Below are 26,559 nucleotides of genomic sequence, written 5' to 3'. Positions count from 1 at the left end.
CTCCCGGATGAAAACTACGTCACGTCCCAGACCTGTCCTCCGGGCGTATCGCGGACCTCCACGCCCATTTCGACCAACTGCCCCCGCAACACGTCGGCTCGCTGAAAGTCCTTGGCCAGCCTGGCTTCCTGACGCGCGGCAAGCAATACTTCAACCTGGGTAACGTCCAGACCCTTGCGCTGAATCCGCGTCTCTTTCAACCGGGCCAGCCATTGCTCCGGTTCATCCTGGAACAGGCCGGTTGCTTGGCCCCAGCTTTGTAAATCCTGCAGAATCCGCGCCCCCAGGTCGCGGCCGCCGCTACTTTTCCGCAAGCCTTTGTTTTCCAGCATGCGGTTGGCCATGCGCACCACGCCAAAGACATGGCCCAAGGCTCCGGCGGTGTTCAGGTCATCCTCCATGGAGCGGCTCCACTCGCCTTCCAAGGTGGTCAGCTCGGCCTCCATTTCCGGAGCCAGGGCGGCATTGCTCCACTTGGTCCCGCTGGCGTGCTCCCGGAGCAAAGCCATGGTCTGGTAGATGCGGTGCAAGGCTTTTTCTGCCTCTTCCATGGACGCGTACGTGAAGTCCAGGGGGCTGCGATAATGCTTGGACAGCAGGAAAAAGCGCAGCACTTCGGGCTGAAACTTGGCCAGGATGTCCCGGATGGTCACGAAATTGCCCAAGGATTTGGACATTTTTTCGGAATTGACCTGCACGAAACCGTTATGCACCCAGAACCGGACGAATTCCCCGCCCGTGGCGGCCATGGACTGGGCCATCTCGTTTTCATGGTGGGGGAAGGTCAAGTCCTGCCCTCCGCCATGGATGTCCAGCGGCAGGCCCAGCAGATGCTCGCTCATCACCGAACATTCCAGGTGCCAACCAGGACGCCCCTGTCCCCAGGGGCTGGGCCAGGAAGGTTCTCCAGGCTTGGCGGATTTCCACAAGGCGAAATCCAAAGGATCTTCCTTGCTTTCCCCGGGCTCCACCCGTGCACCGGAGCGCAATTCCTCGATGTTTCGTCCGGACAGGCGGCCGTAGCCTTCGAATGCCCGGACGCGGAAGTAGACGTCGCCCCGGTCCGTGGCATAGGCGTACCCCTTGGCGATCAGGGACTCGGAGAGGCTGATCATGCCGGGGATATGTTCCGTGGCCCGCGGCTCAAAGTCTGCCCGGAGGATACCCAGGCGGTCCATGTCCTCGTAGAACGCGACGATGTACTTCTCGGCCACCTCCGAGGAGCCGATGCCCTCGGCCGCGGCCCGGTTGATGATTTTGTCGTCGATGTCCGTGAAGTTACGGACAAAGGTGACCTTCCAGCCCTTGTAGCGCAGATACCGGACCAGAACATCGAAGACCACCGCGGACCTGGCATGTCCGATATGACAGTAATCGTACGCCGTGATCCCGCAGACGTACAAGCGGGCATGGTCTTCACGCAGAGGCTGAAACACTTCCTTTTTTCCGTGCAAACTGTTGTAGAGCAGCATAAGAACTCACATGGTCTCTTCAAAATTTCTGTTTCGATTCACTGTTTCGCCTCCGAACGCCGCATGGCCGTGACCACGGCCATGGCCTTTATCCCCTGCTTTGCGCCGGTGAATCCCAACCCTTCCTCAGTGCTGGCCTTGATCCCTATCCGTGCGTCGTCCAATCCCAGCAGCCTGGCGACATTGCGTCGAATTTCCTCGCGCCGGGGGGCGACCTTGGGAACCTGGGCGACTACGGTCAGATCCACGTGGGTCAGGACCAGTCCTTCCCTTTGGGCTATTTCCAGAACTTCGGACACCAGTACGGCGCTGTCGATATTCTCGAACCGTGCGTCCGAATCCGGAAAGAGTTCTCCGATGTCGCCCTTGCCCAGGCAACCCAGCAGGGCGTCGGCCAGGGCGTGCAGGAGCACGTCGCCGTCGGAGTGGGCGATGATCTCCGGAGCGCCGGGAAAGGGCACGCCGCCAAGCTTCAGCGGACGGCCCGGACCAAAGCGATGGACGTCGTAGCCAAAGCCCACGCAGGGAATGTGAGTGATCATCTCGGCGGGATCCTTGAGCAGGTTGAGATCATCAGGGTTGGTGATCTTGATGTTGCCGGGGTCTCCGGGAATCACGCGCACCCCCCTCCCCAGCCGCTCCACCAAGGAGGCGTCGTCCGTCACCGTCCATTGCTCTTGCAGGCAGCGTCGGTGGGCGTCTTCAAGGACCGCGCGGTCAAAAACCTGAGGGGTTTGCACCGCCCGCAGGGAGGCCCGGTCCAAAGTGGCCGACACCCGCCCGCCGCTGACCTGCTTGACGGTATCAGTCACGGGAAGGCCGGGAATCACTCCGGCCACGGCTTCCTCGCCGACGTCGGACGACTCTTCTTCCTGCAATGCGGCTACCAATGCAGCGACCAGGGCTGGACGGACAAAGGGCCGGGCCGCGTCATGGATCAGCACGATCTCGCCTTCCCGCGGGACCTCGGCCAGGCCGAGCCGGACCGAATCTTGCCGCAACGCCCCTCCCCGGACCGTCAACACGGGGAGCCCCGGACGGTCCGCTTCCACGAGCCGCCGGACCCATTCTTCTCCCACGGCCAGTTCTTCGTCCGGAAAAACCACCACCACCCCGCGTAGGTCTGGAATCTGCGCGAAAACCCGCACGCCGTGCCAGAACAGAGGAACGCCCCGCCAAAGCAAAAACTGCTTCCTGGTCCCCAACCCGGCCCGCTCCAAACGGGAGCTTTGACCGGCGGCCAGCACCACGGCCCAGGGACGACGCAAAGAAGATTTCATGGATAAATCAGAAGTGGGGGTCATGGAAGCACTTGGTGTGAAAACGCGGGAGTCGGGCGATAAGCCGGGTTCTGTCTCCCCGCGCCCACTTTGTCCTGGCAAAGCATCATGACCCGACGATCCGTCAGGACAAAGTGAGCGCGGGGCGATTGTCATTCCTCTAGGACCGGAATTGCTTCCGGCCTCCAGCAACCTACCCGAGGACTTCGACCGGGCCGGCCTCAAGCGTCCTCCTATTTGGTCTTGCTCCGAACGGGGTTTGCCGAGCTTGCCGCGTCACCGCGGCAACTGGTGGGCTCTTACCCCACCGTTTCACCCTTACCCCGCGCTCACTTTGCCCTGGTCATCCAGCAAAGGCCGAAAAGATGACAAAGGCAAAGTGAGCGCGGGGCGGTCTGTTTTCTGTGGCACTTTCCCGGGGTCGCCCCCGCTGGACGTTATCCAGCGTCCCGCCCTATGGAGCCCGGACTTTCCTCCCGGGACGCGCCTTGCCTGAGCAAAACACGCCCCCGGCGACAACCTGCCCGACTCCCGCGAAAATGAATATAGAACAGCGCCCATCCCAGGTCAAAGCGTCTGGGAAAAGCCCAAGAGCAAGTTTGTCCTCTTTCACTTATATCTGGACCAAATCGAAATCGAGATCGCAATCGAAATCGAAATCCGTGCCGCGGGAAGTTGCCCCCGGCCCAATGCGCTACTACCCGCTCACAAAATGCCGCTCCAGGTTACGGCGTTACCAGGCTGCTTCCAGTGCATTTCCAGGCCAAACCACGGACTAAGCCGCTGCCACTTCGGCCTCCTCCGCTTCCTCTTCCTTGGAAAAGTGCTCGGACCAGAAAATGATTCGCTGACAATTGGGGCAGCTCAGGATCTGCTCCCCTTTTTGCAAAACATTGTAGGTTTGCGGCGGGATGCTGATGTTGCACCCCTTACAGATCCCCTCGCCCACCGAGACCACCACGGGCTGGGAAAGCCGGGCCCGGATGAATTGGTATCGGCTCAAGATCGGCTTGGGAATCACCTGTTCGGCCTCACCCCGCAGTCCCTTAAGTGCTTCCAGGCGGGTCTTGGCGGACTGAAGCTTCTGGTTGATCTGCTTCTTTTTCTGGGTGATTTCCTGCTGCAATGCGGTCAACTCGGCCTGGGTCGTAGTCAGGGTCTCCTCTTGCCGGGCGAGTTCCTCCAACAGGGAGATTTTTTCTTCTTCCCGGACACGATTGGTCTTTTCCAGGTTGTCGATCTCCCGCATCATGGCCTGATGCTCCTTGGAGTTGGTGACCATCATCAGCTTGTTCTTGCTTTTCTTGACCTTCCTTCCGGAATCCTCGATATCCCTGTCCAGTTGGTCCCGCTGCGCGACAATCATGGCGATTTTTTCCTTCAAGTACGCCACCGCGTCCTTAAGTTCGAGATGGCGCGCTTCCATGCGTTCCATTTCCAGTGGAGCGTTTTTCAAGAACGTGTTCAACTGCATGATCTCGTCATCGATCATTTGCAGGGCGACCAATTGCTCGATCTGCTTCAAATACAGGCTCAATGTTTTTCCCTCCTTAACTCCGATCAATAAACCGCTTTATCCGACCCATTTCGATACCCCGGCCGCGTCCCCGCCCGGCTTCAACATAATCAAGAAGGCGAGGACAAAAAGTCGAATCCGGGAAAAAAAGCCACCTCTACGGCGCCGTGGGTCAGCTTGCGCCGCAATTCCTCGGAGAATACGCGCATCATACGCTCCTCCAGGACGAAGTGACCCACATCCACTACCAAATACCCCAACTCCCGAGCGGCCTGCGCGTCATGGTACTTGAGGTCGCCGGTCACGTAGACCTGAGCCCCGACCTTGGCGACGCGTTTCAGCAACGACGCCCCGGACCCCGGACAGCAAGCCACCCTGCTCACCTTCTCAGGAACAATCCCGGCCAGCGCCCTCGGAGTGCCACCGGTGAGCCGCTTCAATACCTCGTAAAACTCCTCCCAGGGCGACGATTCCGGCATTTCGCCCACAAATCCGAAGCCGAGCGATTCCACCGGCAGATCCAATTCGTGGGAGACCACCCGTAGCGTGTCATCCTCCGCGCCAGAAATCGCTCCATACACTTCGAAATCCCTCCCCGGAGCGGCCACCACCTCCAAAGCCCGTGCACCAAGGGCATAGACTTCGACGCCCGGACGTCCTTCAAGCCCTTGCGCAACCTGCTCAATCCGCTCTTTCGGACCAAGGATACGAAACCAGCGCCCGAGACGGCGTCCTGTTTCCTCCAACACGGAGACATTATTCAACCCCAATTCCCCGGCCAGCCACCTCACCGGTCCCCGAGGCTGGACGTCCAGGCTGGTGTGCGCGGCGTATAACCAAGCGTCATGGCACAGCAACGCCCCGAGGACATGGTGGTATCCGTTTGACAGGGCAGGCAATTCCGGCTTCAAGGTCAACGGGTGGTGTACCAGGATAAAATCCGCGCCCCAGGCCAGGGCTTGGTCGATCAGTACGGGGGCGGGATCCAACCCGACGGCCAGCTTGCCGACCCGCTTCCTGCCCGCGGCCACCTGCACTCCGCTTCGATCCCAGGACGCCGCCCATCGCGGCGGCGCGGTCGCCTCGATCATGGCGATCAGTTCATGAACGTGCATGGCCAGACCTCGCTCTGCTCATGGTTTGGCTGGAGTTTCGTAAAAAAACGACAAAAAAAAGGTGTTTCCCGGATAAACTTTTCCAAGAAACACCTCTCGTAAGAACGGCGAACAATATTTCAGCAATGCGGGTGATGTTGTACGCGCCTGAGGCACCAGGATCCTCTTGTGGTGGGCCTACCAGGACTTGAACCTGGGACCTGCCGGTTATGAGCCGGTGGCTCTACCAACTGAGCTATAGGCCCATTAAGAATTTGCAAAAGAGAGAACTGTTACCCTGGAACAGGAAGTCCTGTCAAGCGTAATTTCATCACTCTTTTGGACGAACTTTCTTGACGTGCTCGATGGCGGACCTGGCGGCCAGAGCACCTTCCCCCACGGCTACGCTGATCTGCAAAAAACGACCGACGCAGTCTCCGGCCGCGAAAATCCCGGGGATGTTGGTCCGCTGCTGTTCGTCCACCTCGATGAACTGCTTGCGCATCACCAGCCCCAGGCTGACGGCGAAATCGGAAGTCCCGGCCTGGCCCATGGCGATGAACAGCCCGTCCACGGCGTCATGCTCGCCGTCCTCGTATTGCACGGAGGACAGACCGCCCTCCCCTGCCAATTTAGCGATCTTGCGCTCCGAGACCGGTATTCCGGCCTCACGCAGCTTGTCCAGAAACTCCGCCCCCATGTCCAGAGCCTTACCCTGCGTGCAAACATGGACCTTGGGCGTATAATGCAGCAGTTCCAGAGCCTGATTCGCCGCGAAATTCCCCTCGCCCAGAACCATGACCTGTTTTTGACGGAAAAAGAAGCCGTCGCAACTCACGCAATAGGAAACGCCCTTACCTTCATAGTCGTGCAAATTCTCGATACCCGGCCGGACCCTGGCCACGCCGGTGGAGAGAATCACGGCCCAAGCCTCGTACTCGCCCTGTTCGCTCCGGACATGGTACCGACCCTGCTCTCCCAGATGAACCCCAAGGACGCGGTCGCACGCAACCTCCGTCCCGAAGCGTTGCGCCTGCCGCGTGCCGCGTTCGATCAGCTCCCTGCCGGAAATGGTTTCGTCGAAACCGAAATAGTTGTCGATGTCGTAATCTCCGGCGACTTTCGGCGCGCAACCCAGGACCACGGTCTTCATCCCGGCCCTGGCGGTGTAAATGGCCGCGGACAATCCCGCCGGTCCCTGACCAATGATCAGTACGTCAACCTCGCGCATGGCATGCTCCCTGCCCGATTCTCGGGCAAATCGTTGAAAATCGTTGATAAAACAGTCAAGGTAGAAGGGCCTGACCGAATTGTCAAAACCGCTGCTCACAGCTAGAGTGCCCCGAAATGCCCAGCAGAACGCCCCCTATTCTGGATATCCGCGCGGCCACGGTCTACAGAGGCCGGAGCCGGGTTTTTCATGACCTGAACCTGACCATTAAGCATGGTCAACACACGGTAATTCTCGGCCCCAACGGCGCCGGAAAGACGACCCTGCTCAAACTGTTGTCCCGTGAACTCTATCCCGCGGCGGAGCCGAACACGGTCCTGCGATTGTTCGGCCGGGAACGATGGGATATCTGGGAACTACGCTCCAGGCTGGGCATCGTCTCCTCCGATCTGCAACAGGACTATCAAGGCACGGCCAGCGGACGGGAAGTGGTCCTTTCCGGACTCAGATCATCCATCGGCACCTATGTCCACCAACGGTTCTCCCGGGAAGAACACGAACGGGCCGAACGTATCCTGGAAGAAATCGCCGGAGCCGACTTGGCCCAAAGACTTTACGCTTCTTTGTCCACAGGGCAGCAACGCCGCCTTCTGCTGGCCCGCGCCCTGGTCCACGATCCCGAGGCCCTGCTCCTGGACGAACCAACCTCGGGTTTGGATATCGCGGCCTGTTTCCATTACCTGGCCACGATCCGCGAACTGATGCGCCGCGGCAAAACCATGATTCTGGTCACCCACCACATCCACGAAATTCCCCCGGAGATAGACCGGATCGTCCTGCTCAAGAAAGGCCGAACCGTGGCCGACGGCCCCAAGCAGGCCGTGCTCACGGAACAGACCCTGACCGACCTCTTCACCGTCCCCTTGCGCCTGCTGGAATCCGGCGGCTTTTATCAGGTGGTTCCGGGCTGAATCCAGTCCGACGCCCTTGTCCTCCAGCCTGCCGGTCACGACCACAGAATCGTGCGCACCCGTGATTCCAGAGGCAGATCCAGTTGGCGAGCCAAATCGGCCGCTTCGACCTTGGCCTTTTCCAGGCCGAAATGCACCCCCGGCAAAACCAGCCGGCTCCTGCCGCGTAGCTCGATCACATGAGCCAGATAGACGGGACGCAAATCCCCGCCCAGTACGGTTGCAACGCCCACCGCCCGAAACTCACTGAATAAGAATCCCCGGTGGCGCTCCCGAAACAAAATCCGCCGATACTTTTCCACCACATCGGCCCGCTGATCGATATGGACCTCATGCCGATATGAGAAACAGCCCGCGGCAACCACCGACAGGACCACTCCGGCGAAAGCGCTGAATTCCCCTCCAGGACGCAACCATATCCAGACCAAAAACAGGACCACGGCCATTCCGGCGGCAAACCCGCCGATAGTCCGAGAAATTTCCGTATCCGCGCGAATGTCCATCAGGCGGAGTCCAGGAACATCAGGGTTTGCTCGATATAGACATTGACCCGTGCCAGCAGGTCGTCCGGAACATCCGTGAACATCAAACCGAGTCTCGCTTTCACACCACTTTTGCTCAGTTGCCTGACCGTGCAGGAAATCTCCGCTTGATCCACCCCGAACAGCAGCGGGCATCGCAAAAGCAACACATCGCCGATTTCCACGGAGAGAGTTTGCTCGTCGTTGGTTGGCAAGACGATGTTGCAGCCGGATATACTGATGTCGGACAATGCTCCGGCAAGACATACGTCTTCGAGAATCACCGTGGCCGGGAACAGGCAGCCCACCCGGCCGGCCTTACGCAGATTGAACGATTCGATACGCTCGGGATATTTAAAAAACAGCAAAGGAAAGGGTGAGAAGGCGACGTGCAGGATTTCCGTGGTGAACCCCAGCACCGTTCCGGAATGAATATACCGGACCGTCACGGAGTTGCCCTTGTACAAATGCTCCATGAGCATTTCGCGATTGACCTGCGGCACCACGGGAACGACGGTGATCACGCAGCGATTTTTGATGTAACCGACGAAAAAGGACGGCAGCTTGTCCTTGATCCCGGCCAACTCCATCATGATTCTAACTCCGGCCTCGATATTGCTCAAAGAGACCCTCCTTTGGCCACCCATCCGTAAGTCGAAATACCAGAGGGGAGCGAAAAAACCGTGCTACAACGTGAACGAATCGTAGATTCGGAACAGATCCTCGTAAGCGAGGCCCTTGCGGATGCCCAGAAACATCTCCACGGACATTTCCATTTTGTTTTCCATGTCCGCCAGGATTTCCTTACGCAGCAAGATCAGCCGGTACTTTACAAAATCGTGCTCAAACCCGTCCTGGATCAGGGCCATGCCTTCGGAAAAGTAATAGGACCGGATATATTCCGAAAACACGACCATCTTCTTCAGATCATTGCGCCGGGCGAACATGGAGTAGACCATCATGTTGATGATCAAGGCCTCGATCTTCATGGATTGATCGATGAGCAGAAATCGCTCCCTGGTCTTGGGATTGTCCAGACTTTGAAGGGCCTGCTGAGCGATATCGAAGACTTCCTTCTCGAAAATCGGGGAGATGGAAAACTTGGATATGATTCGGATCAGAACTTTCTGCGGATTTTCATTATCCGCGATGCCCAACAGACAGATGGCCAGCAGATCCAGCTTGCGATGCAAATCCCGGAGCAGATTGCGTTGTTTTATCCCTGCCAGACGTCGGCAGTCTTCGGGAGGAAGACCGGATTGCAGAAGCTTCAGCAGGTGCTTGATGAACGGCTCGGTGGCGTGCTTGGCCTCTTCGGGCAGAAATTTTCCATTCTTCCGTTGATCCAGGGTTTTTTTCAGGGAAAGCCAGTACGCGGCCACGGCTTCCAGGGGCGAGTGCACCAAGTCGAGCAGCCGCCCATCCGGCTGACTGCCATGCGCGGAAGCATATGATTTCGTTAAGTTGTCACTCACTATCGCCTCGCTATCTCCACAAATAGCCTAACTGTGAAAAAGTCCTTATCCACCAGTCCGTTCAAAAAACCCAAGTGCAAGGAGCAAAAAAAGCTATCCGGACACGTCCTGTGTCCGGCCCCTACGGGCTGTGGTTGCGCCACATTATCGATTTACCGTCCTGGCAATCGAAGCAAGGTCGAAGCGTATTTATTCATACGTGAGAGTTTGAACTTTTTGCAGCGACGCAGCAATTGGGAGTTTTTCAACGGACTTCTAAACGTGCACTCCAATTCGGTCATCAGCTTGACGACTGCGTTCCACCAAAGGCCTTTTGCAGAAAAAAGCCCGCGACGAACAAGCCCGCCAGAACCAGTAGCGGCCACATCACGTCCAGGGTGAACAAGTCTCCGACCTCGTCGGCGTCCACGACATTATGCAGGATGGACGCATAGAGCATGCCTTTGACCAAGTACCCTAAAATAGCGCTGGAAACGAAGCGTTTCAGGGGTACCCGCAACAATCCGGAACCATAGTTGATCACGGAATGAGGAAAGCCGGGCAAGGTGCGCATGGCGCAGAGCATCAGAAAGTTCGTGTTGCTCCGCAAGACCTTGTACACCTTTTGCCGCCGAACCTGCTCCACCCAGGAAACCGCGATCTTTCCGGAGAAATAGTAGGCTGCCATGCTGCCCATCACGCCTCCGGTGGCGATCATCGCCGCTGCCGGTAGCGGATCGTAAAGCAGCCCGATGACCAAAAACATTACCGAACCGGGCAGGGCGAAGGCGAAAGGCAGGGCCTGGGCCAGGACCAATACCGGCACGAGCCACCAGGCATGGGTCCACTCCGCGGCCTTAACGTGGACCATGCTCCAGTCAAAGGCCACTCCCAAAGCCGCCATGACGGCCAGCATCGCCACCGCGGAAGCCCAGCCCGCGATGGTCAACGCGGAGGCCCCGTGCAACCGGTCACCAGCACGACTCATCAGCGACATAATTCCTTCAACAAGATCATGTTATTCAAAAATAGTCGGTTGCAATGGCGCAAATTCAGCGGAGTGCAGAAAAAACCTTATCCGCAAGTCCGCGGGGAACAAGATACCTCGAATCAAGCTAACGGAAAGCACGGATCAGGTACAGCCTGCCCTCGAAACAAAAATTCTTTACAATAACGTAAACATGAAGCCACATATTACGCATTTTTGTCGGCCTAAAACGGGTATCATCATGGAGGCAACAAATAAAACAAATACAATTCAAACAATTATCATTTTTGCATATCTGGAATACTTTTTGCGATATCCGCGAATATGCGTCCAGACACCAGAGATCTCAAGCTGAAAGTCCTTTCCAGCATCAGTGAAATAATCGCCAACCTGCCGGACCTGGAAAACACCCTCAGGGACGTGCTGCGGATCCTCTCGGACACGTTGAGCATGAAGCGGGCCACGGTGACCATCCTGGACCGCAAGACCGGCATGCTGTTCATCACGGCCTCTCATGGGCTGACCCGGGAAGAAATGCGTCGCGGAGTATACCGCCTGGACGAGGGCGTCACGGGGATAATCTTCCAGACCGGCAAGCCCTACGCCATCCCGGACATCCGCAAGGAGCCGCTGTTCCTGAACAAAACCCAATCTCGAACCCTGGAAAAGCAGCACCTGACCTTCATCGGCGTCCCGGTCATGCTTCAGGGACAGGCCATCGGAGTCCTGAACGTGGACCGTCTCTTCGAAGACCACGTTCCGCCCCAGGAAGACATCGAATTCCTGCAGGTCGTGGCCGTGCTCATCGCCCAGTTCATCAGTCTGAACGAAAAATTCCAGGAATTGCGGGCGGAAAACGCCTCCTTGCGCTACAAGGTCTCCAAGGGCTCGGACGGCCCGTACATCGTGGGCCGCAGCCTGGCCATGCAGGAAGTCCAGAGGCAGATCAAGCGGGTCGCCCCGACCAAGGCCACGGTGTTGCTGCAAGGCGAATCCGGAACGGGCAAAACCCTGATCGGGCGGATCATCCACGACCTTTCCGAGCGGAAGAATTCTCCGTTCATCAAGGTCAACTGTGCCTCCATTCCGGAGAACCTACTGGAATCGGAACTATTCGGGTACGAAAAAGGGGCGTTCACGGGGGCAATGGGAACCAAGCCGGGCAAGTTCGAGGAAGCGAACAAGGGCACCATCTTCCTGGATGAAGTGGGCGAACTACCCTTAGGATTGCAGGCCAAGCTGCTCCGGTTCATCCAGGAGAAGGAATTCGAGCGGTTGGGCAGCAACAAAACCCGCAAGGTAGACGTACGCATCCTGGCGGCAACGAATAAGGACCTGGAAGTCCTGGCCAACCAGGGGGCTTTCCGTCCGGACCTCTACTACCGCCTGAACGTCTTCCCCATCCATACCCCGGCTCTACGGGAGCGCAAGGAGGACATCGAAGGCCTGTTGATCCATTTCCTGCGCAAAGTCAGCAGGGAGTATAACCGGGAAATCCACTTCTCCGTGGAGGCCCTGGAACAGCTCAAGGAGTACGATTGGCCGGGCAATGTCCGGGAGATGGAAAACCTGATCGAACGGCTGGTGATCCTCAGCGAACAGGACCGTATCCAGCCGGAGCTGATCCAGCCCTACCTTTCGCCCCGACCCGGCACGACCGAAGGCCCGGTTCATGCCCAGCGAAAGCCTGTCATCCCCGGCACCTCAAACAAACCGGCTCTACTGCGGGAGATGGAAAAGCGAGAGGTGATCGCGGCTCTGCGCCGCAACGACTGGATCCAGGCCCGAGCCGCCAAGGAACTGGGCCTGACCCAGCGCCAGATGGGCTACAAGGTGGCCAAGTTCGAACTGGACTCCGTGGTTTCCGTGCAAAAGGTCAAAGCCAGAAAACGCAAAGTCGAGCAGCACATCGAAGATTGACGACCAAGGAGCCCCGCCTTGCGGCCACCACGTTTCCCTCAGGATGCGCCATGATTTCCGGATGCAAAGCTACTTGATCAGCCGTCTCCGCATCGCCCGGACCGCCAGCCCGAAAAACACGCCGCTAAACAGAACCAGATACCCCAGACTGATCGCGGCGTTGCTCTCCATCCGGCCCATGGTCGCCAGCCTGGACAGTTCCACCAAGTGGTAAAGCGGAGACAACCAAGCCACGACCTGGGCCCATTCCGGCAACCCGGCCACCGGAAAAAACGTCCCGCTGAACAGGAACAGCGGCGTGACGAACAGGAAGATCGGCAGGTTGAACATGTCGATGCTCGGCGTGATCCCGGTAAAGTACATGCCCACCGAGCCGAAGGCCATGCCTCCCAGAAAGGCCAGGGGCAGAATCCACAAGCCCTCGGGCAGACGAACCAGTCCGAACAGGGCGATGACAACCAGCATCAGCCCGGCGGCCAGGACCGATTTTGTCGCCCCCCAGAGGATCTCCGCGGTGATGATTTCCTCCAGGGACAGTGGCGTGGAAAGCATGGCGTCGAATGTTTTCTGGTAGTACATGCGCACGAACGAGGCGAAGGTGGTCTCGTAAAAGGCGTTGAACATGATCGCCGCGGCCAGCAGGGCCGGAGCTATGAAGGCTACGTAAGTCAGGCTTTCTCCGGCATAGGACACCTCCCCCACCAGCCCGCTGAACCCCATGCCGAAGGCCAGGAGGTAAAAGAGCGGCTCCAGCAGCGGAACCAGGAAATTGACCTTCCAGATCCGCCGATAGACCACCAAGTTGCGCCGCCAGACCCGCAACAAGCGCAACGAATACCTTCCGGCCCGGATCACTCCCGCAACCCCCTGCCGGTCAAACGCAGAAACACATCCTCCAGGCTCCCCTGACGGAACGTACAGGTCTGGGCGCAAAATTCGTCCCGCAACCTGCGCTCAAGCTCCGGCCCGAGAGTGTTGTAGATAATGATCCGCGCCCCAAGGTCGTCGTGAGCCAGGCCGTGAGAACGGACGAACATCCGCAGTTCCTCAGAAGGCGACTCCACCTCCGCCACCGAATCCCCGGCATGCTCCCGGATCAATTCTCGCGGCGCCCCTTCCACCAACACCCGGCCGTGATCCACGATGATCAGCCGGTCGCACAGCCAGGCCGCCTCTTCCATGTAGTGCGTAGTCAGCAGCATGGTCAGCCCCCGGCTCCGAAGTTCCCGGAGCTTGTCCCAGACCTGGTGCCGTGACTGCGGGTCCAGGCCGGTGGTCGGCTCATCCAGGATGATCAGCTCCGGGTCGTTGATCAGGGCCCGAGCCAGCATCAACCGCCGGGCCATGCCTCCGGAAAGGTGCTCCACCTTGGCCTGCTTCTTGTGCTCCAGGGCGAAGTACTCCAGCAGTTCCCGGGTCCGCCGTCCGGCCACGACCTTGGGCAATGAAAAATACCCGGCAAAGATCCGCAGATTCTGCTCCACGGTCAAATCCGGGTCCAGGGTGTTCTCCTGCTGACAGACCCCGAGCCTGGCCCGGATCTCCCGCCAGCCCCGCCCGATGTCCAGCCCGAAAACCCGCATGGTTCCCGAGGTCAAGGGGGAAAACCCATAGATCATCCGAATGGCCGTGGTCTTCCCCGCCCCATTGGGCCCCAAAACCCCGAAAAACTCGCCTTTCTGCACATGAAAGCTCAAGTCGTCCACGGCAGTGAACGACCCGAACTGCTTGCACAGATTGCGGGCCTCGATGATCGATGTCGACGGTGATGCTTGGTCCGTCATGAGTTATTTGTCCCGTCTGAAAAAGAATTGCCGATATCCGCGCTCTGAATTTCGATCCTACCAACCCACCCTATGGGCACCTTGCGGCGCTGACGCCTTGAATACCGACTCCAGTCCTTCCAGGCAATCCGCTCCCCGCCGTGTATCAAAATATTTATCATGCTCTTTTTCAAAAGCACCTGAAGAGAAGGCCAAATCCAAGGAGCAGGAGATCAAGAAACTCCATGCCTAGACAAGCCAGTTGACAGAAATGCGAAATATTTGCCAAGCCTTCCGGGCATTGAGCCAGGCCCGGAGGATGAGTATAGTCGAGGGCGACCACCCGAGGACATTATTTTATTCATTGAGCGGTGAAATTGCTGTAGGAAGAAGTCAGCAAGCTACTTGAAGCCTGTTTGCGCACCATTCAATTCAATAATTCGCACCCCAAACACTCTCATGCCTGACTCAACCCATCGCACAGCCCAAATCTTCACCCGCCTCCACTCCCGCTACCCGCTCCCCGTGACCATGCTGGACTGGAGGAATCCCTGGGAGCTTCTGGTGGCCACGGTCTTGGCGGCCCAGTGTACGGACGCCCGGGTGAACATGGTCACGCCGGAGTTTTTTCGGCGCTGGCCGGGTCCGGCGGAATTGAGCCGTGCGCCGGTCGCTGAAGTTCAGAAAGTGGTCCATTCTACGGGTTTTTTCCGCCAAAAGGCCAAAAACCTCATCGCCTCGGCCAAGCGCGTCGTCGAAGAAAACGGTGGACGGGTGCCAGAGACCATGGCCGACCTGCTCACCCTTCCCGGCGTGGCCCGAAAAACCGCGAACATTGTCCTCTCCAACGCCCTGGGCAAACATGAGGGCATCGCGGTGGACACCCACGTCCGCCGCCTCTCGTTCCGCCTCGGCCTGACAACCTCCACCAATCCGACGATCATCGAGCGGGACATGATGCAACTTTTTCCCCGCGACCAATGGGGCGACATAAACCATCTCCTGGTCCTCCACGGACGGGACACTTGCCCGGCCCGCAAACCTCGCTGTCCCGATTGCATCCTCACGGACCTCTGCCCCAAACACGGACTATCCAGACCTCTGACTTCCGACTCCTGACCCCTGAATTCTGACTCCTGAATCCTGAACACTCCCAAAATCATGACCAAAACCGGCGATTTCCACATCCTGGCCACGGACGGCCAAGCCAGAACCGCGACGCTGGCCACGGCTCACGGGACCATCCGCACCCCGGTGTTCATGCCCGTGGGCACGGTGGGCTGCGTCAAGGCCCTGAGCCCCGATGACCTCTTGGACCTCAAGGCCCAGATTATTCTGGGCAACACCTATCATCTCTATCTCTTGCCCGGCGACGACCTGGTGGCCCGGCGCGGCGGGCTGCACGCCTTTTCCGGGTGGAAGGGCCCGATCCTTACGGACAGTGGCGGATTTCAGGTCTTCAGCCTGCAATCCCTGCGCAAGATCAGCGAGAACGGGGTGGAATTTCGTTCCCACCGGGACGGCTCCAAGCACTTTTTTTCTCCGGAAAAGGTGGTCTCCATCCAGCGCAACCTGGGCTCGGACATTATGATGGTCCTGGACGAGTGCGTGCCCTACGGCGCGGACAAGGCCTACACGGCCAAATCCCTGGGCCTGACCACCCGCTGGGCGGCCCGCTGCCGCCAGGCCTATCCCCAAGATTCAGGTAGCCAGCTCCAATTCGGGATCGTCCAGGGTGGCTTCTTCCCGGACCTGCGCACGGAAAGCGCCCGCCAGATTTGCGACCTGCCCTTTGACGGCTTTGCCATCGGGGGCTTAAGCGTGGGCGAATCCAAGCCGCTGATGCTGGAGATCATGCGCCATACCGCGCCCCTGCTGCCCTCGGACAAGCCCAGATACCTGATGGGCGTGGGCACGCCCATGGACATCCTGGACGGGATCGAGGCGGGCATCGATATGTTCGACTGCGTCCTGCCCTCCCGCAACGCCCGCAACGGCACCCTGTACACCTCCCTGGGCAAGGTGAACATCAAACGCGCTGAATACAAGGAGGACGACGGCCCCTTGGACCCCAACTGCGGCTGTTACGCCTGCACCCGATTCTCTCGAGCCTACCTGCGCCACCTGTACATGGCCCGGGAACTACTGGCCTACCGCCTGAACACCATCCACAACCTGCACTACTTCCTGACATTGACCCATGGCGCGGCCCAGGCCATACTTGAGGGCAATTTCGCGACCTTCAAAGCCGCGGTGGAGGCCGTTCATGCCCACGTCTGAAGACCTGAGTCCCGCCGAGTACGACCTGCTCCTGAGTCAGGCCCGTGTTCCGGAACATTCCATTCACTACATGAAAACCGTGTCCGGCGGACGGCCTTTTCTCCGGTACGACTACCTGTTTCTGCACGCCGAGGACTGGCTCCTGGCCGTGGGCTATTCGATCCATGGAGGCGATGATCCTCCCGAAGCCTTTGACCAGGCCTTGCAAGAGGCCCGTCGCGAAACCCGGGCCGTGAACTGCTGGGCCATCTGCCCGGAACTGCCTGAACGTCTTCGCCTGTATCGCACCACCCAGGACCGCTATTACGTCCTGCCCTCCGACATCAAGATTCCATCCCGTCTCACCCGCCTGGCGGACAAAGCCGCGGCCCGACTGACCGTGGACCGAGGCACGGCCTTCACCGCGGCCCACCGCCGCCTTTGGGCGGAATTCACGGGCCGGGTCGCCCTGCCGCCCAATGTGCGCGAACTCTACGCTCGCACCGAAAGCGCTCTGCCCCAATGTCCGGATCTGTTCCTGCTCAATGCCTGGGACGACCAGGGCAACCTCGCGGCCTGCCTGCTCCTGGACGCCGCGCCGCGCCCATTCCTGAGCTACCTGCTGGGGGCGCATTCACGCCAAACCCACACGCCCTACGCCTCGGACCTGTTGTTCCGGGAGATGATCCGCATCGCCCTGGAAACGGGCAAGGAATACCTACATCTGGGGCTGGGCGTGAATCCGGGCATCCGCCGGTTCAAGGAGAAGTGGGGCGCATCGCCCGCGACGGCCTACGAAATGGCGGAGTGGAGCGAACCCCCGGATTTTCGCGACGACCTGGACGATCTGGTGCGTACCGTGGTCTTCATGCCCCATGTCCAGATGACCAGGGAGCAGTACTGGAACAGTCTGCCTCCGCAGCGCCCCTACAAGCTGATATGGGAACTGGAGAAAAACGGCAGAACGTCCTGGATCGGCGGGACAGCGCATTTTTTCTGCTGCAGTTTCGAGAGTTCCATGCGCCGGTTGTTCGAAAAGGTGGACACCGTGATCTTTGAAGGCCCGCTGGATCAGGCCAGCCTGGACCAGGTCGCCCGGATCGGCCAGACCCCGGACCAGACCCCGAACCAGGCCTCGCCCAGATTGCTGGACGCCATGACCGAGGAGGACGTGCGCAAACTGGAGCGCACAGTCAACGGGCCACGCGGATTCTGGGCCAGATTCCTGGGCACGGAAGATCCGAATCCCGCGGACGTCCGGCACTATCTCGCCAACACCCGGCACTGGTACGCCTTTTTCTCCCTCTGGACGCACTTTTTACGCCGCAACGACTGGAACCACTCCGTGGACCTGGAGGCTTGGCACTTGGCCCACGAGATGGGCAAGGAGGTCCGTGGCATGGAGTCTATCGACGAGCAGATCGTCACGCTGGAAAGCGTGCCCGTGGACCGCATCGTGCGCTTCTTTCGTCAGTGCGGCCTCTGGAAAGGGTTCATCCGCCGGAACATGCGCGCCTACCTCAAGGGCGACCTGGACGCCATGATGGGCACCAGTGCCGAATTCCCCTCCCGCACGGATCTGGTCATCGACCGCCGCGACGCCCTATTCCTGGAACGGATGCTGCCCCGGATCACCACCGGCCGTTGCGCCGTGTTCGTAGGCTCGGCGCATATGTTCAATCTGCAAAAAATGCTGGCCGATGCCGGATTCACGGTCCGCAAGCTGCGGAAAATCTGATGCTCGGCCCGGATCGCCTGGATCATGTCGCCGCGCGGGCCGTGGTTCCGGAACAACTGATCTGCTACGTCCGGGCCGTGGCCGGGAGCACGCCGCGCTTGTTCGACGCCTGCCTGGGCTACGAATCCCCGGACGACTTGGTGCTCATCGGCTACCCCCTGCACGATCCCCCTCAGAGTCTTTTCGACGAGCAGGCCCTGTCACGGTCCGTGGACCTGGCCCTGGAATCCAGCCGGGCCCCACGAATCACCGTGCTTGCGGCCACCCGCCCCCGGCAGGCGCCCGCCGTCGCGACCAAAGAGCCTCCTGCCGACAAATCCCCGGGCCAATCCTCGGGCCAGCCCCGGGACGCCTACCTAGCCCTGCCCATTCCCGCGCCCGCGCCAAACCAGAAATTGCGCAACCTGTTGCGCCGGGCCGGGCGGGAAGTGACCCTGGATCAGGGCCGCGTTCTGGACCAGGAGCATCTGGCGCTGATCGACCGCTACCTGGAATACCGGGATCTTGAGCCGGGAACACGGCTCGTCTTCCGCAACATTCCGGCCTATGTTCAAAGCTGTCCTGGCGCGTTGGTGGTTTCGGCCTGGTTGAACCGAAGTGATGGTCCTCCGCGTCTGGCCGGGTTTGTCGTGGGAGACTTCACCTCCCTGAGCACGGCCTTTTACATGTTCGCCTTCCGCGACCCGGACCTCGCCCCGCCGGGCACCGCGGACCTGCTGCTCCACGCCCTGCTCCAGGAAGGCGAAAAGCGCGGCCAGGTCCGCATGAACCTGGGCCTGGGCATCAACCCGGCCATCCGGTACTTCAAGCAGAAATGGGGGGCGGAGGTCTTTCTGCCCTGCGTGGAAACGAGTTGGGAGCGACGTCCGAGAGGATGGTTGTCACGAATGCACAAGTGGATTTCGGGTGCCAAATCGCCATGAACAGCAGGCATGCGCAATCGACTTCTCCATTTGGATTGCTCCACCGCCTTGACTTTCACCGCAATAACGTCTCTGTCTTACTTAATACTTACACGACAAGGAGGGGCGCGTGATGACGACAACGACACTCTCGAGCAAAGGTCAAGTGATCATTCCCAAACACATTCGAACCATTCGGCATTGGGGGCCGGGCCAGGAACTGGAAGTCATCGAGTTTGACGACGGGGTTCTGCTCAAGCCCAGAAGCGTGTTCCCGGCTATGAAAGTCGACGAAGTCGCCGGATGTCTCGCCTATCAAGGGCCGACCAAATCCCTTGCCGATATGGATGAGGCTGTCCGCAAAGGCGCGTTGGAGTCGAACCGTGATCGCGATTGATACCAACGTCGTCGTCCGTTTTCTGACCCGGGACGACGAGCGACAGTACGCAAAAGCGTTTCAGATGATACGAAATGCACCGCGCATCTTCCTTTCAGATACCGTAATCCTGGAAACCGAGTGGGTGTTGCGGCATGCGTATGGTTTTTCCAGCAAGGAGATTCACTCGGCCATGACGGCCCTGTTCGGCCTGGAGAATATCGTGTTGCGGGACGCGAGAGCCCTATCCGCCGCCCTGGCTTGGTACATGGCCGGGAGCGACTTCGCGGATGCATTGCATCTGGCGTTATGCGCGCATTGCCAAGAACTGTTCACCTTTGACAAAGCGTTTTTCAGGCACATTGGAACGAAATCGAAGTGTCCGGTCAGGCTCCTGTAGTCGCCAGGCACCTCCCCTTTCCCCCGACCGATGATGCCTTACATCCCCCCGTACCTTATGACCCAAGACACTCAGCAAACCTACCAAATGATCTGGGACCATGAGCAGAACTTTGCCAGGGAACTGGCCCGCCGGGTCGTGGAAAAGCCCAGGCTGACCATCTGGCGAGTCCTGTTTCCTCCGCTGCTGATGTATCACTACCTTAAGCTGCGGGAATACCGGACCGACCTGGAGAGCTTCGCCAAAGGGGTGGTACGCTCGAAAACCCTGGCCATGGAATCGGCCCTGGAGGAGACGACCACCGGCAAGAAGGATGTAACGTACAAAAACGCCTCTGGAGTTCAGGATCTGGAAAGCGCCCCCGGCCAGATACGGTTACGCAACGCGCAGGTCGCCGAGGTGGAACTGCTCAAGGCCCATTATCTGAAGCTTCTGCGTAGCCAGGGCTCAAGCTACCAGGCCCTGATCAAGAAGACCTACAAAACCAGCGGCGAATACCGCCGCTTCCTGACCAAACTGGCCCAGGCCGAGGATGCCGTCCAAAAAGAAGTGCTCCACCAACTGCAAACCAGCACCACGGCCCAAGTCGTCAGTCTGAAGATGCGAGAGACGGCCAAGATTCTGCGGGACGAGGAGGTGAAACTCTTCTTTGGATGATCGTCGAGCATATGTTGACGGGACGCAGGCAACTCCGTTTTAACCATGCATGATAATACTCATCAGCGAGGGGATATCGAACTATCCTCAACAGAAACAGTCCTCCGTCTTTCCAAAGAGAGTTGGTAAAGGAGAATTTTGCACTGCCTTGACACGACCTTAAACGAGCTGTAATCATCACGACCAAACAAAAATGGATAGATTTCAATGGACAACGCTTTACTGTGCCGTCTTTGAGTCTCAGACAGTAAATAAAGTAATATTGCACGTTATATTTTTTATTTTACAGGTGTTCACATGGAAAGCGACATCATTTCTATATTGAAGTTGGATGCCAACCCGTTTTCTCCGTCTGCTTTCACCAAGGGCTATTTTCACACTGCCAACACCAAGCGTATTCTGGAAGAACTGCACCATGGCATTAATTTTCGAAAAGGCTTTCTTGTTCTTGTTGGCGAGGTTGGAGTCGGCAAGACCTCCCTGTTGTATCAGTTTCTGCATGCCCTGGAAGGCGAGAACCTCGCCACGGCCTGGGTCTTCAACAGTCTCCTGGATCGCAAGGAACTTTTACTGGCTATTGCCAGAGACTTTGGCCTGGAAGCAGATGACGACCTCAATCTGGCCCGCCTGATCGAACTTTTGCACCGTTTTTTTCTTGACCGGTCCGCTCAGGGTCACAATTGCGCAATCATCGTCGACGAGGCGCACAATCTTTCTCTGGAAACACTGGAAGCTCTGAGGATGCTTTCCAACCTGGAGCAGGAGGAAAAAAAGCTGGTGCAGATCCTTTTAGTTGGCCAGCCTGAACTCAAGGAAAAATTGGATCGGCCCAACCTGCGCCAACTCCGTAGCAGAATCGGTATATTTTTGACATTGGACCCTCTGGGCAAAAAAGATACGACCCGATACGTTCAGTACAAACTCGCGAGCGTGGGGGCGGAACTCTTGGTGGAGCAGGCGGCCACAGACCGCTTGTGGCAAGCCACTCAGGGCAATTTGAGAATGATCAACCTGATCATGGAGCGGACCCTGTATGGTTTGGTGGCCTACAACGCCACCGAGATCAATTTGAAAATCATGAACGAGGCGGTAACTGAAATTGCCGAATACCAACTCGACGTTGCGGCCCGCCTTGGCATGCGGCCCGCCACCAAACAGCTCATCTGGCTTGGAGCGGCCGCGACGCTGCTGCTGACTCTGGGGTTCTTCTTCCACGCGTTTTCCCCATCCGAAACTCTCTCCAGGTCCGATCCATATCCAACTGCCGCTGCAGGCGCGCCATCCGCCCTGCTTCACGCATCAAACCAGGGCCAGGGAAAAGGAAGTGGCCCAGTTGTTCAACAGCCCCAGGTCGCTCGGGACACAGAGTCCGTCTCAAGGCCAGATCAAATCGATGATCATGCGTCCCATGCGCCACATCCCTTTGCGACTGAAACGCCCCCTCCGTCCTCCCATGTCACTTTTTTAAGTCGACACAACCTGGAGCACTTGCTTCCAGTGCTGAACCAGGCTTTGCACAAAAATGACCCCGGCATCCTTGAACAGCAGTTGCCGGAACATTTGCAAATGGTTCGCTTGCGAGAGCTTCCTCCCCGAGACAATATCCGGTATTCCGCACTGGCCTGGAACACTGCTCGCGGGAAGGATCACGCTGAAGGAGAACCAAAATGGATAGCATTGTGGGAGCCTGTTTTGAGCATTGAAAAATTTTTTCCAGGACTCAAAAACGAAAAAATTGACATGTTACAGAGAATGCTATTAAAACTAGGCTACTATGATGGCCCTGAAGACGGAACAGCTGGATTCATGATGTGGCAGGCAATAAATAACTTTCAAAGAGAATGGCCTGTTCAACATACTGGGTTCCCTGATCCAGAAACCATCTTGTGGATTGCTGCCTTGACTCGGCACCAGTAGAATAGCTTCATGGCAGAAATACCGCGAGAATCTTAAGACATTCCCATTCTCACGCGTAACTGAAGGAATCATAACCGTGACCGAACCCATCCGCATCGGCGACCTGCTGAAAAGCAAAGGTTATATTACCGAGACACAACTCCGCTATGCTCTGCAAGTTCAGCGCGTAACCAAGGAAAAGCTGGGGAAAGTTCTTCTCCGCATCGGTCTTGCCTCGGAACTCTCCCTTGCCAGGATTCTTTCTCAGCAACTGAATTTGGAACTCGTGGATATGGACAAGGAGGTTCCTGACCTTTCTCTTTTACCACGCTTCAACAAAAACTCGTGTATGTCTCTGCGGATATTTCCCATCCGCGTTGAAGGCGACCGTTTAATCACGGCGACCTCGGAACTTCCTGACCAACGCCTGGAGCAGGCGGTGTTTCGGGGTATGGGGTTGCGTCCCTCGTTTGTTATTGCTGAAGACAGTAAACTGGTCTCGGCTATATATAAATACTTCTACTTTCTGGATAACCCCGTTGAAAAAATGCTGGAGCAGGAAGCCATAGTGTTGGCAGCAGACTCCAGCCAGACGGTCAGCCTGGATAATTTTTTGACCCACCTGCTTCTGCTGGCAGTCAAACGTCGAGCCTCGGACGTGCATATCCGTCCCATGGATCAGGGTCTCAGTGTGGCCTTCCGGGTGGATGGCGTCCTCGTCAACGAAATCCACCTCCAGCCCCAGTTGAGGCGCCTGATCAGCGCCATCAAGCTTCAAGCCGGCATGAACATCTCTGAGCAGCGACTGCCCCAGGACGGACGTTGGTCCGTGACGCTTCTGGAACAAAAATACGACATCCGAACTTCATCAATAATCACCCCTTTCGGTGAAAACATGGTCATGCGCCTCCTGCCTCAGGAACGAGCCAGCCAGAGCCTGGACGCTCTGGGTTTTTTACCCAAAGATGTGGAGCGGATGAACAGGATTTTTGAAGAGCCCTTCGGCATCATCCTGCTCAGCGGCCCCACCGGTGCCGGTAAAACCACTACCCTGGTTGCAGGCCTGACATCTCTGGATCTTCTCGGCAAGAACGTGCTCACCGTTGAAAACCCCGTTGAATACCTCGTCCCCCTGGCTCGACAGACCCAAGTAAATCTACCCGCGGGATACGATTTCGCCGATGCCATGCCCTCATTCCTCCGCCACGACCCTGACGTTATCCTTATCGGCGAAATCAGGGATGAAAAGACTGCCAAAACCGCCTTGAACGCGGCCCTGACCGGACACCTGGTTCTTTCCACACTGCACAGCAACACCGCTCTGGGAGCCCTCCCACGTCTACGCGGGCTGGGCATGGACAACCTGGCCCTGTCTGAAAGCCTTAACGCGCTGGTCAGCCAACGCCTGTTACGTACGGTATGCCCCCACTGCATTGAGGAATACGAACCCAGTCAGGAAGAAATTGACTACCTTCAGGCGGAACCCAAAAGCCTGGTCAGAGGCAACGGGTGTACTTTCTGTAACCGAACCGGCTACTTCGGGCGCACCCTGACCTATGAAATAATTATCTTCACCCGCGAATTCCGCTTGGCTGTGCAAAACAGCGCACCGCCCTCGGAGCTTATGGAAACCGCCAGGAAGCATCATTTTCAGGACATGTTTGAAATAGCCAGGTTCAAGATATTACAACACATGACCACGGTCCGGGAGGTCCAGCGCGTATTGGGCGTCTTGCGCAAGGGTATTTAATCGCATCAATGTACGCGCAACCGTATTGACCAAAAACCACGCCCATACTATGAGCAGCAGTTCCAGAGTCCTGTGTAGAATCAACTGACCAGAACCAAAGCCAAACCTGTCGCGAGGCAGGGACGGAAAGCCACGGGTCCCGGAACGGGACAGCCGGGTTGCCTTCGAAATTACCTTGACTGGAGTCGAGGTTTTTTTTGGCAACCTTTTTTTTTGCTTTTTCGCGACTGCCAACCGGGTGAATCATGACATGAGATGTACCCGCAAAGAGCCCGATGCCGAGTTTTTGATTGAAGACAGTATTTCGACATACTGTTTTTACCGCCATCTGTTTCCTGTCGTCTGTCATCTGAATATAGGCTGGCCATGTCATTTTTCAGCTACAACATAATAAACGATAAGGGCATAATGGAACGTGGCGTGGCCAACCTGCCTTTTTCGGACGAATCCCCGGCCATCCGCTATCTGGAGCACCAGGGCAGCATTGTCCTGAACATTCGCCGCTTGAGCGGCCTATCCGCGACCCTCAGCAAGATATCCTCCTACGGCGTCGGACGGGTCAACCGATCAGAACTCGCGGAATTTCTGAACAACATGGGCGTCCAGTTGGGTGCGGGTGTCTCCATCCTGGAAGCACTTGATGAAATAATTCAAGACACCTCCAACAAAATGCTGCGCATGACGCTCAAGTTCATTCGCTCGGATATCGTCTCTGGCCAGACTTTTGCCGCAGCCATGGCGCGTCACCCCGGGGTCTTCCCACCCATGGTCATCAACCTGGCCAGAATCGGCGAGGAGACCGGCAACCTGGACAGCATTCTGCTCAAAGCCTCCGAGCATCTCCGGCGCATGCAGGAAATCATCAGCAGCACCAAGCGTGCCTTAATCTACCCTCTCTTTTTGATCACACTGATCATGGCGGCAACCATATTTTGGTTTTGGTACGTGGTACCGAACCTGCTCCAATTATTTTTGGACATGGACGTAGACCTCCCCTTGATCACTCGAGCTCTGATCAAGGTTGGCGAATGGACCCGTGCATACTTGGGCATCGCCGGCCTTGCGCTGACGGCCATATTGGCCTTGACTTTCATTCTGCGCCGCGGATGGCCTCCTTTCCGCTATGCCACCGACTACCTGCTCCTAAAGCTCCCGCTGCTCAGGAGCATTCTGGAAACATCCATGGCCTCCAGAATCTCTGAGTACCTGGGGATTTTGCTCGGAGCAGGAATCGGAGTTTTGAGATCCTTTGACATTATCAGTGATGCCACCCCGAACACCGTGTACAAAAAGCGCTTGCAAGAGGCCAAGGTTAGCATCAAGAGCGGCAACAACATCTCTTCTTCCATGCGCCAGTCTCATGTCTTGCCTTCTTTTGCGATCCGCATGATCAACATCGGCGAACAATCTGGGCGCATGGAGGAGCAGACCGGTTACGTGGCCAAGGTCTACCGTGAAAAACTGACGAATATGGTCGAAGTGCTTGGCAAAACACTTGAACCTGCCTTGCTGGTCTTCATGGGCCTGATATTTGGAGTGCTCATCGCCGGCCTGTTGCTGCCCGTGTACGATCTGATCTCCGAGATGAATTTCTAGGTCTTGAGCGAGTGATTAATGAAAAAATGGATCGCGGTGTGTGTCGTCGCCATGATGCTTGCTGGCTCCGCCTCTATGTTTGTTACGACTTGGGGAAATTTTCAGGCCCAAAGCCGTCGCATGCACGAAGCCAGAATAAAACTGGCACAAGTGGAGGCAGCCAAGCAAGCCAGGGCAATACAAATTGCTGAAGCAGAATCTTGGAACCAACTGTGGGACCAGGTCCGGACATCCCGGATCAATCCAGACCAATGGGTGTCCATCCCCATGTCGGTATCCAGGGATATCGGCTGGATTGACTTGCAGGAGTTGCTACTACTGGTTTCCAACGCCAATACACGCGCCGCGGGATATTGGTTTCGCCCCAAAGTACTCCGAGTCAGCATATTTAATGATACTCCGCACGCGGATTCACCGCACCCCCTGGAAGATGGCCAGGACGTTCGGCACGGCGTCAACCCTATCAATGTGCATATTGAGGGAGACCTGTTGTGGATGAAAGGCGGTTAACTGACTGTAGAAAACGTCTTTTTCCACAGTCCGTTCAAAAACCCCAAGTGCAAGGAGCAAAAAGGGTTCAAGATCGAAGCGTATTTATTCATACGTGAGAGTTTGACAGGAGTTTAACAGATTGAACGTCATTTTTTTTGAAAACGCAAGTGATTTCGGTGTGTTAAGTCGCCAATTCCTGTAAGACCCCACTGCTCACTCCGTAGCCCATGGCCTTCAGTATCTGGGCCTGGGCGTCGCTTGGTTCCTCAAGCTTGCGGGTCGCTTTTCGTGCCCCGGCATTCCAACAAAGACATGAATGGAGTGTGCGCATCTGCTGCATTGT

24 protein-coding genes, 1 tRNA gene, 1 other RNA gene and 1 riboswitch are annotated in these 26,559 nt (G+C 57.5%); of the genes, 13 read left to right on the top strand and 13 right to left on the bottom strand.

What is annotated here, in order from left to right; translation table 11 throughout:
* Positions 1-14: 14 nt before the first annotated feature.
* The 7 genes from cysS to C6366_RS12270 form a co-directional block, all read right to left on the bottom strand.
* Positions 15-1,472 carry a cysteine--tRNA ligase gene (gene cysS, locus C6366_RS12300; RefSeq protein WP_107738283.1) on the bottom strand — a complete coding sequence of 486 codons (1,458 nt, stop codon included), beginning with the start codon at positions 1,470-1,472 and terminating at the stop codon, positions 15-17.
* Positions 1,473-1,510: 38 nt separating this feature from the next.
* Positions 1,511-2,752, bottom strand: coding sequence for a 2-C-methyl-D-erythritol 4-phosphate cytidylyltransferase (gene ispD, locus C6366_RS12295; RefSeq protein ID WP_107738281.1), 1,242 nt, complete (start codon positions 2,750-2,752; stop codon positions 1,511-1,513).
* Between the two features lie 44 nt (positions 2,753-2,796).
* Positions 2,797-3,284: RNase P RNA component class A (rnpB, locus tag C6366_RS12290), an RNA gene on the bottom strand.
* A gap of 243 nt (positions 3,285-3,527) precedes the next feature.
* Positions 3,528-4,289, bottom strand: a complete 762-nt coding sequence (locus C6366_RS12285) for a zinc ribbon domain-containing protein (RefSeq protein WP_306460431.1) — start codon at positions 4,287-4,289, stop codon at positions 3,528-3,530.
* A gap of 89 nt (positions 4,290-4,378) precedes the next feature.
* Complete coding sequence (locus C6366_RS12280; protein WP_107738279.1) at positions 4,379-5,383, bottom strand: Nif3-like dinuclear metal center hexameric protein; 1,005 nt, start codon at positions 5,381-5,383, stop codon at positions 4,379-4,381.
* A 169-nt stretch (positions 5,384-5,552) separates the two neighbouring features.
* Positions 5,553-5,628: transfer RNA gene (locus C6366_RS12275), tRNA-Ile, on the bottom strand.
* A 65-nt stretch (positions 5,629-5,693) separates the two neighbouring features.
* A complete protein-coding gene (locus tag C6366_RS12270; RefSeq protein WP_107738277.1) occupies positions 5,694-6,593 on the bottom strand; it encodes an NAD(P)/FAD-dependent oxidoreductase in 900 nt (299 codons plus the stop codon).
* A 116-nt stretch (positions 6,594-6,709) separates the two neighbouring features.
* Between C6366_RS12270 and C6366_RS12265 the strand changes: the two genes are divergently transcribed.
* Positions 6,710-7,504, top strand: a complete 795-nt coding sequence (locus C6366_RS12265) for an ABC transporter ATP-binding protein (RefSeq protein WP_107738275.1) — start codon at positions 6,710-6,712, stop codon at positions 7,502-7,504.
* 35 nt (positions 7,505-7,539) lie between these two features.
* Here the strand turns inward: C6366_RS12265 and C6366_RS12260 are convergent, their stop codons facing one another.
* From C6366_RS12260 to C6366_RS12245, 4 genes are all read right to left on the bottom strand, one after another.
* Complete coding sequence (locus tag C6366_RS12260; protein ID WP_107738273.1) at positions 7,540-8,007, bottom strand: hypothetical protein; 468 nt, start codon at positions 8,005-8,007, stop codon at positions 7,540-7,542.
* Complete coding sequence (locus C6366_RS12255; RefSeq protein ID WP_158269766.1) at positions 8,007-8,648, bottom strand: flagellar brake protein; 642 nt, start codon at positions 8,646-8,648, stop codon at positions 8,007-8,009. The genes C6366_RS12260 and C6366_RS12255 overlap by 1 nt, the downstream gene beginning before the upstream one ends.
* A gap of 63 nt (positions 8,649-8,711) precedes the next feature.
* Positions 8,712-9,500: a hypothetical protein gene (locus C6366_RS12250; RefSeq protein ID WP_146164845.1), complete on the bottom strand. Its 789-nt coding sequence runs from the start codon at positions 9,498-9,500 to the stop codon at positions 8,712-8,714.
* 280 nt (positions 9,501-9,780) lie between these two features.
* Complete coding sequence (locus tag C6366_RS12245; RefSeq protein WP_158269765.1) at positions 9,781-10,467, bottom strand: TVP38/TMEM64 family protein; 687 nt, start codon at positions 10,465-10,467, stop codon at positions 9,781-9,783.
* A gap of 324 nt (positions 10,468-10,791) precedes the next feature.
* On the opposite strand from C6366_RS12245, the gene C6366_RS12240 reads away from it, so the two are divergent.
* Positions 10,792-12,387, top strand: coding sequence for a sigma-54-dependent Fis family transcriptional regulator (locus tag C6366_RS12240; RefSeq protein ID WP_107738265.1), 1,596 nt, complete (start codon positions 10,792-10,794; stop codon positions 12,385-12,387).
* Between the two features lie 69 nt (positions 12,388-12,456).
* Here C6366_RS12240 and C6366_RS12235 read toward each other — a convergent pair whose 3' ends face one another.
* Together C6366_RS12235 and C6366_RS12230 are read right to left on the bottom strand one after the other, a co-directional pair.
* On the bottom strand, positions 12,457-13,242 hold the full coding sequence (locus C6366_RS12235; protein WP_233248489.1) for an ABC transporter permease: 786 nt from the start codon (positions 13,240-13,242) through the stop codon (positions 12,457-12,459).
* The gene (locus C6366_RS12230; RefSeq protein WP_107738263.1) at positions 13,239-14,171 is read right to left on the bottom strand and encodes an ABC transporter ATP-binding protein; all 933 of its coding nucleotides are present in this window, start codon (positions 14,169-14,171) and stop codon (positions 13,239-13,241) included. The genes C6366_RS12235 and C6366_RS12230 overlap by 4 nt, the downstream gene beginning before the upstream one ends.
* Before the next feature lie 438 nt (positions 14,172-14,609).
* Here C6366_RS12230 and nth point away from each other — a divergent pair, with 438 nt between their 5' ends.
* From nth to C6366_RS12175, 11 genes are all read left to right on the top strand, one after another.
* Entirely contained in the window at positions 14,610-15,269 is a 660-nt protein-coding gene (gene nth, locus C6366_RS12225; RefSeq protein ID WP_107738261.1) for an endonuclease III, read from the top strand.
* A gap of 42 nt (positions 15,270-15,311) precedes the next feature.
* On the top strand, positions 15,312-16,430 hold the full coding sequence (tgt, locus tag C6366_RS12220) for a tRNA guanosine(34) transglycosylase Tgt (RefSeq protein ID WP_107738259.1): 1,119 nt from the start codon (positions 15,312-15,314) through the stop codon (positions 16,428-16,430).
* Positions 16,417-18,147, top strand: coding sequence for a TraB/GumN family protein (locus C6366_RS12215; protein ID WP_233248488.1), 1,731 nt, complete (start codon positions 16,417-16,419; stop codon positions 18,145-18,147). Before tgt ends, C6366_RS12215 begins: the two co-directional genes overlap by 14 nt.
* Positions 18,147-19,070, top strand: a complete 924-nt coding sequence (locus C6366_RS12210) for a translation initiation factor IF-2 (RefSeq protein WP_107738257.1) — start codon at positions 18,147-18,149, stop codon at positions 19,068-19,070. The genes C6366_RS12215 and C6366_RS12210 overlap by 1 nt, the downstream gene beginning before the upstream one ends.
* Before the next feature lie 112 nt (positions 19,071-19,182).
* Positions 19,183-19,446, top strand: coding sequence for an AbrB/MazE/SpoVT family DNA-binding domain-containing protein (locus C6366_RS12205; protein WP_107738254.1), 264 nt, complete (start codon positions 19,183-19,185; stop codon positions 19,444-19,446).
* On the top strand, positions 19,433-19,825 hold the full coding sequence (locus C6366_RS12200; protein WP_107738252.1) for a type II toxin-antitoxin system VapC family toxin: 393 nt from the start codon (positions 19,433-19,435) through the stop codon (positions 19,823-19,825). Before C6366_RS12205 ends, C6366_RS12200 begins: the two co-directional genes overlap by 14 nt.
* 87 nt (positions 19,826-19,912) lie before the next feature.
* Positions 19,913-20,482 carry an NF038143 family protein gene (locus tag C6366_RS12195; protein WP_146164844.1) on the top strand — a complete coding sequence of 190 codons (570 nt, stop codon included), beginning with the start codon at positions 19,913-19,915 and terminating at the stop codon, positions 20,480-20,482.
* A 297-nt stretch (positions 20,483-20,779) separates the two neighbouring features.
* Positions 20,780-22,399, top strand: coding sequence for an ExeA family protein (locus tag C6366_RS12190; protein WP_107738248.1), 1,620 nt, complete (start codon positions 20,780-20,782; stop codon positions 22,397-22,399).
* A gap of 76 nt (positions 22,400-22,475) precedes the next feature.
* Positions 22,476-24,128, top strand: a complete 1,653-nt coding sequence (locus C6366_RS12185; protein WP_107738246.1) for a GspE/PulE family protein — start codon at positions 22,476-22,478, stop codon at positions 24,126-24,128.
* 89 nt (positions 24,129-24,217) lie between these two features.
* Positions 24,218-24,294: riboswitch (cyclic di-GMP riboswitch) on the top strand.
* 242 nt (positions 24,295-24,536) lie between these two features.
* Complete coding sequence (locus tag C6366_RS12180; protein WP_158269764.1) at positions 24,537-25,724, top strand: type II secretion system F family protein; 1,188 nt, start codon at positions 24,537-24,539, stop codon at positions 25,722-25,724.
* Between the two features lie 18 nt (positions 25,725-25,742).
* Positions 25,743-26,234: a hypothetical protein gene (locus tag C6366_RS12175; protein WP_107738242.1), complete on the top strand. Its 492-nt coding sequence runs from the start codon at positions 25,743-25,745 to the stop codon at positions 26,232-26,234.
* The last annotated feature ends 325 nt before the right edge of the window (positions 26,235-26,559 follow it).

Origin of the sequence: Desulfonatronum sp. SC1, assembly GCF_003046795.1 — a bacterium.
In the GTDB taxonomy this organism is placed as follows: domain Bacteria; phylum Desulfobacterota; class Desulfovibrionia; order Desulfovibrionales; family Desulfonatronaceae; genus Desulfonatronum.
This window is presented reverse-complemented; position numbering and strand designations above follow the sequence as displayed.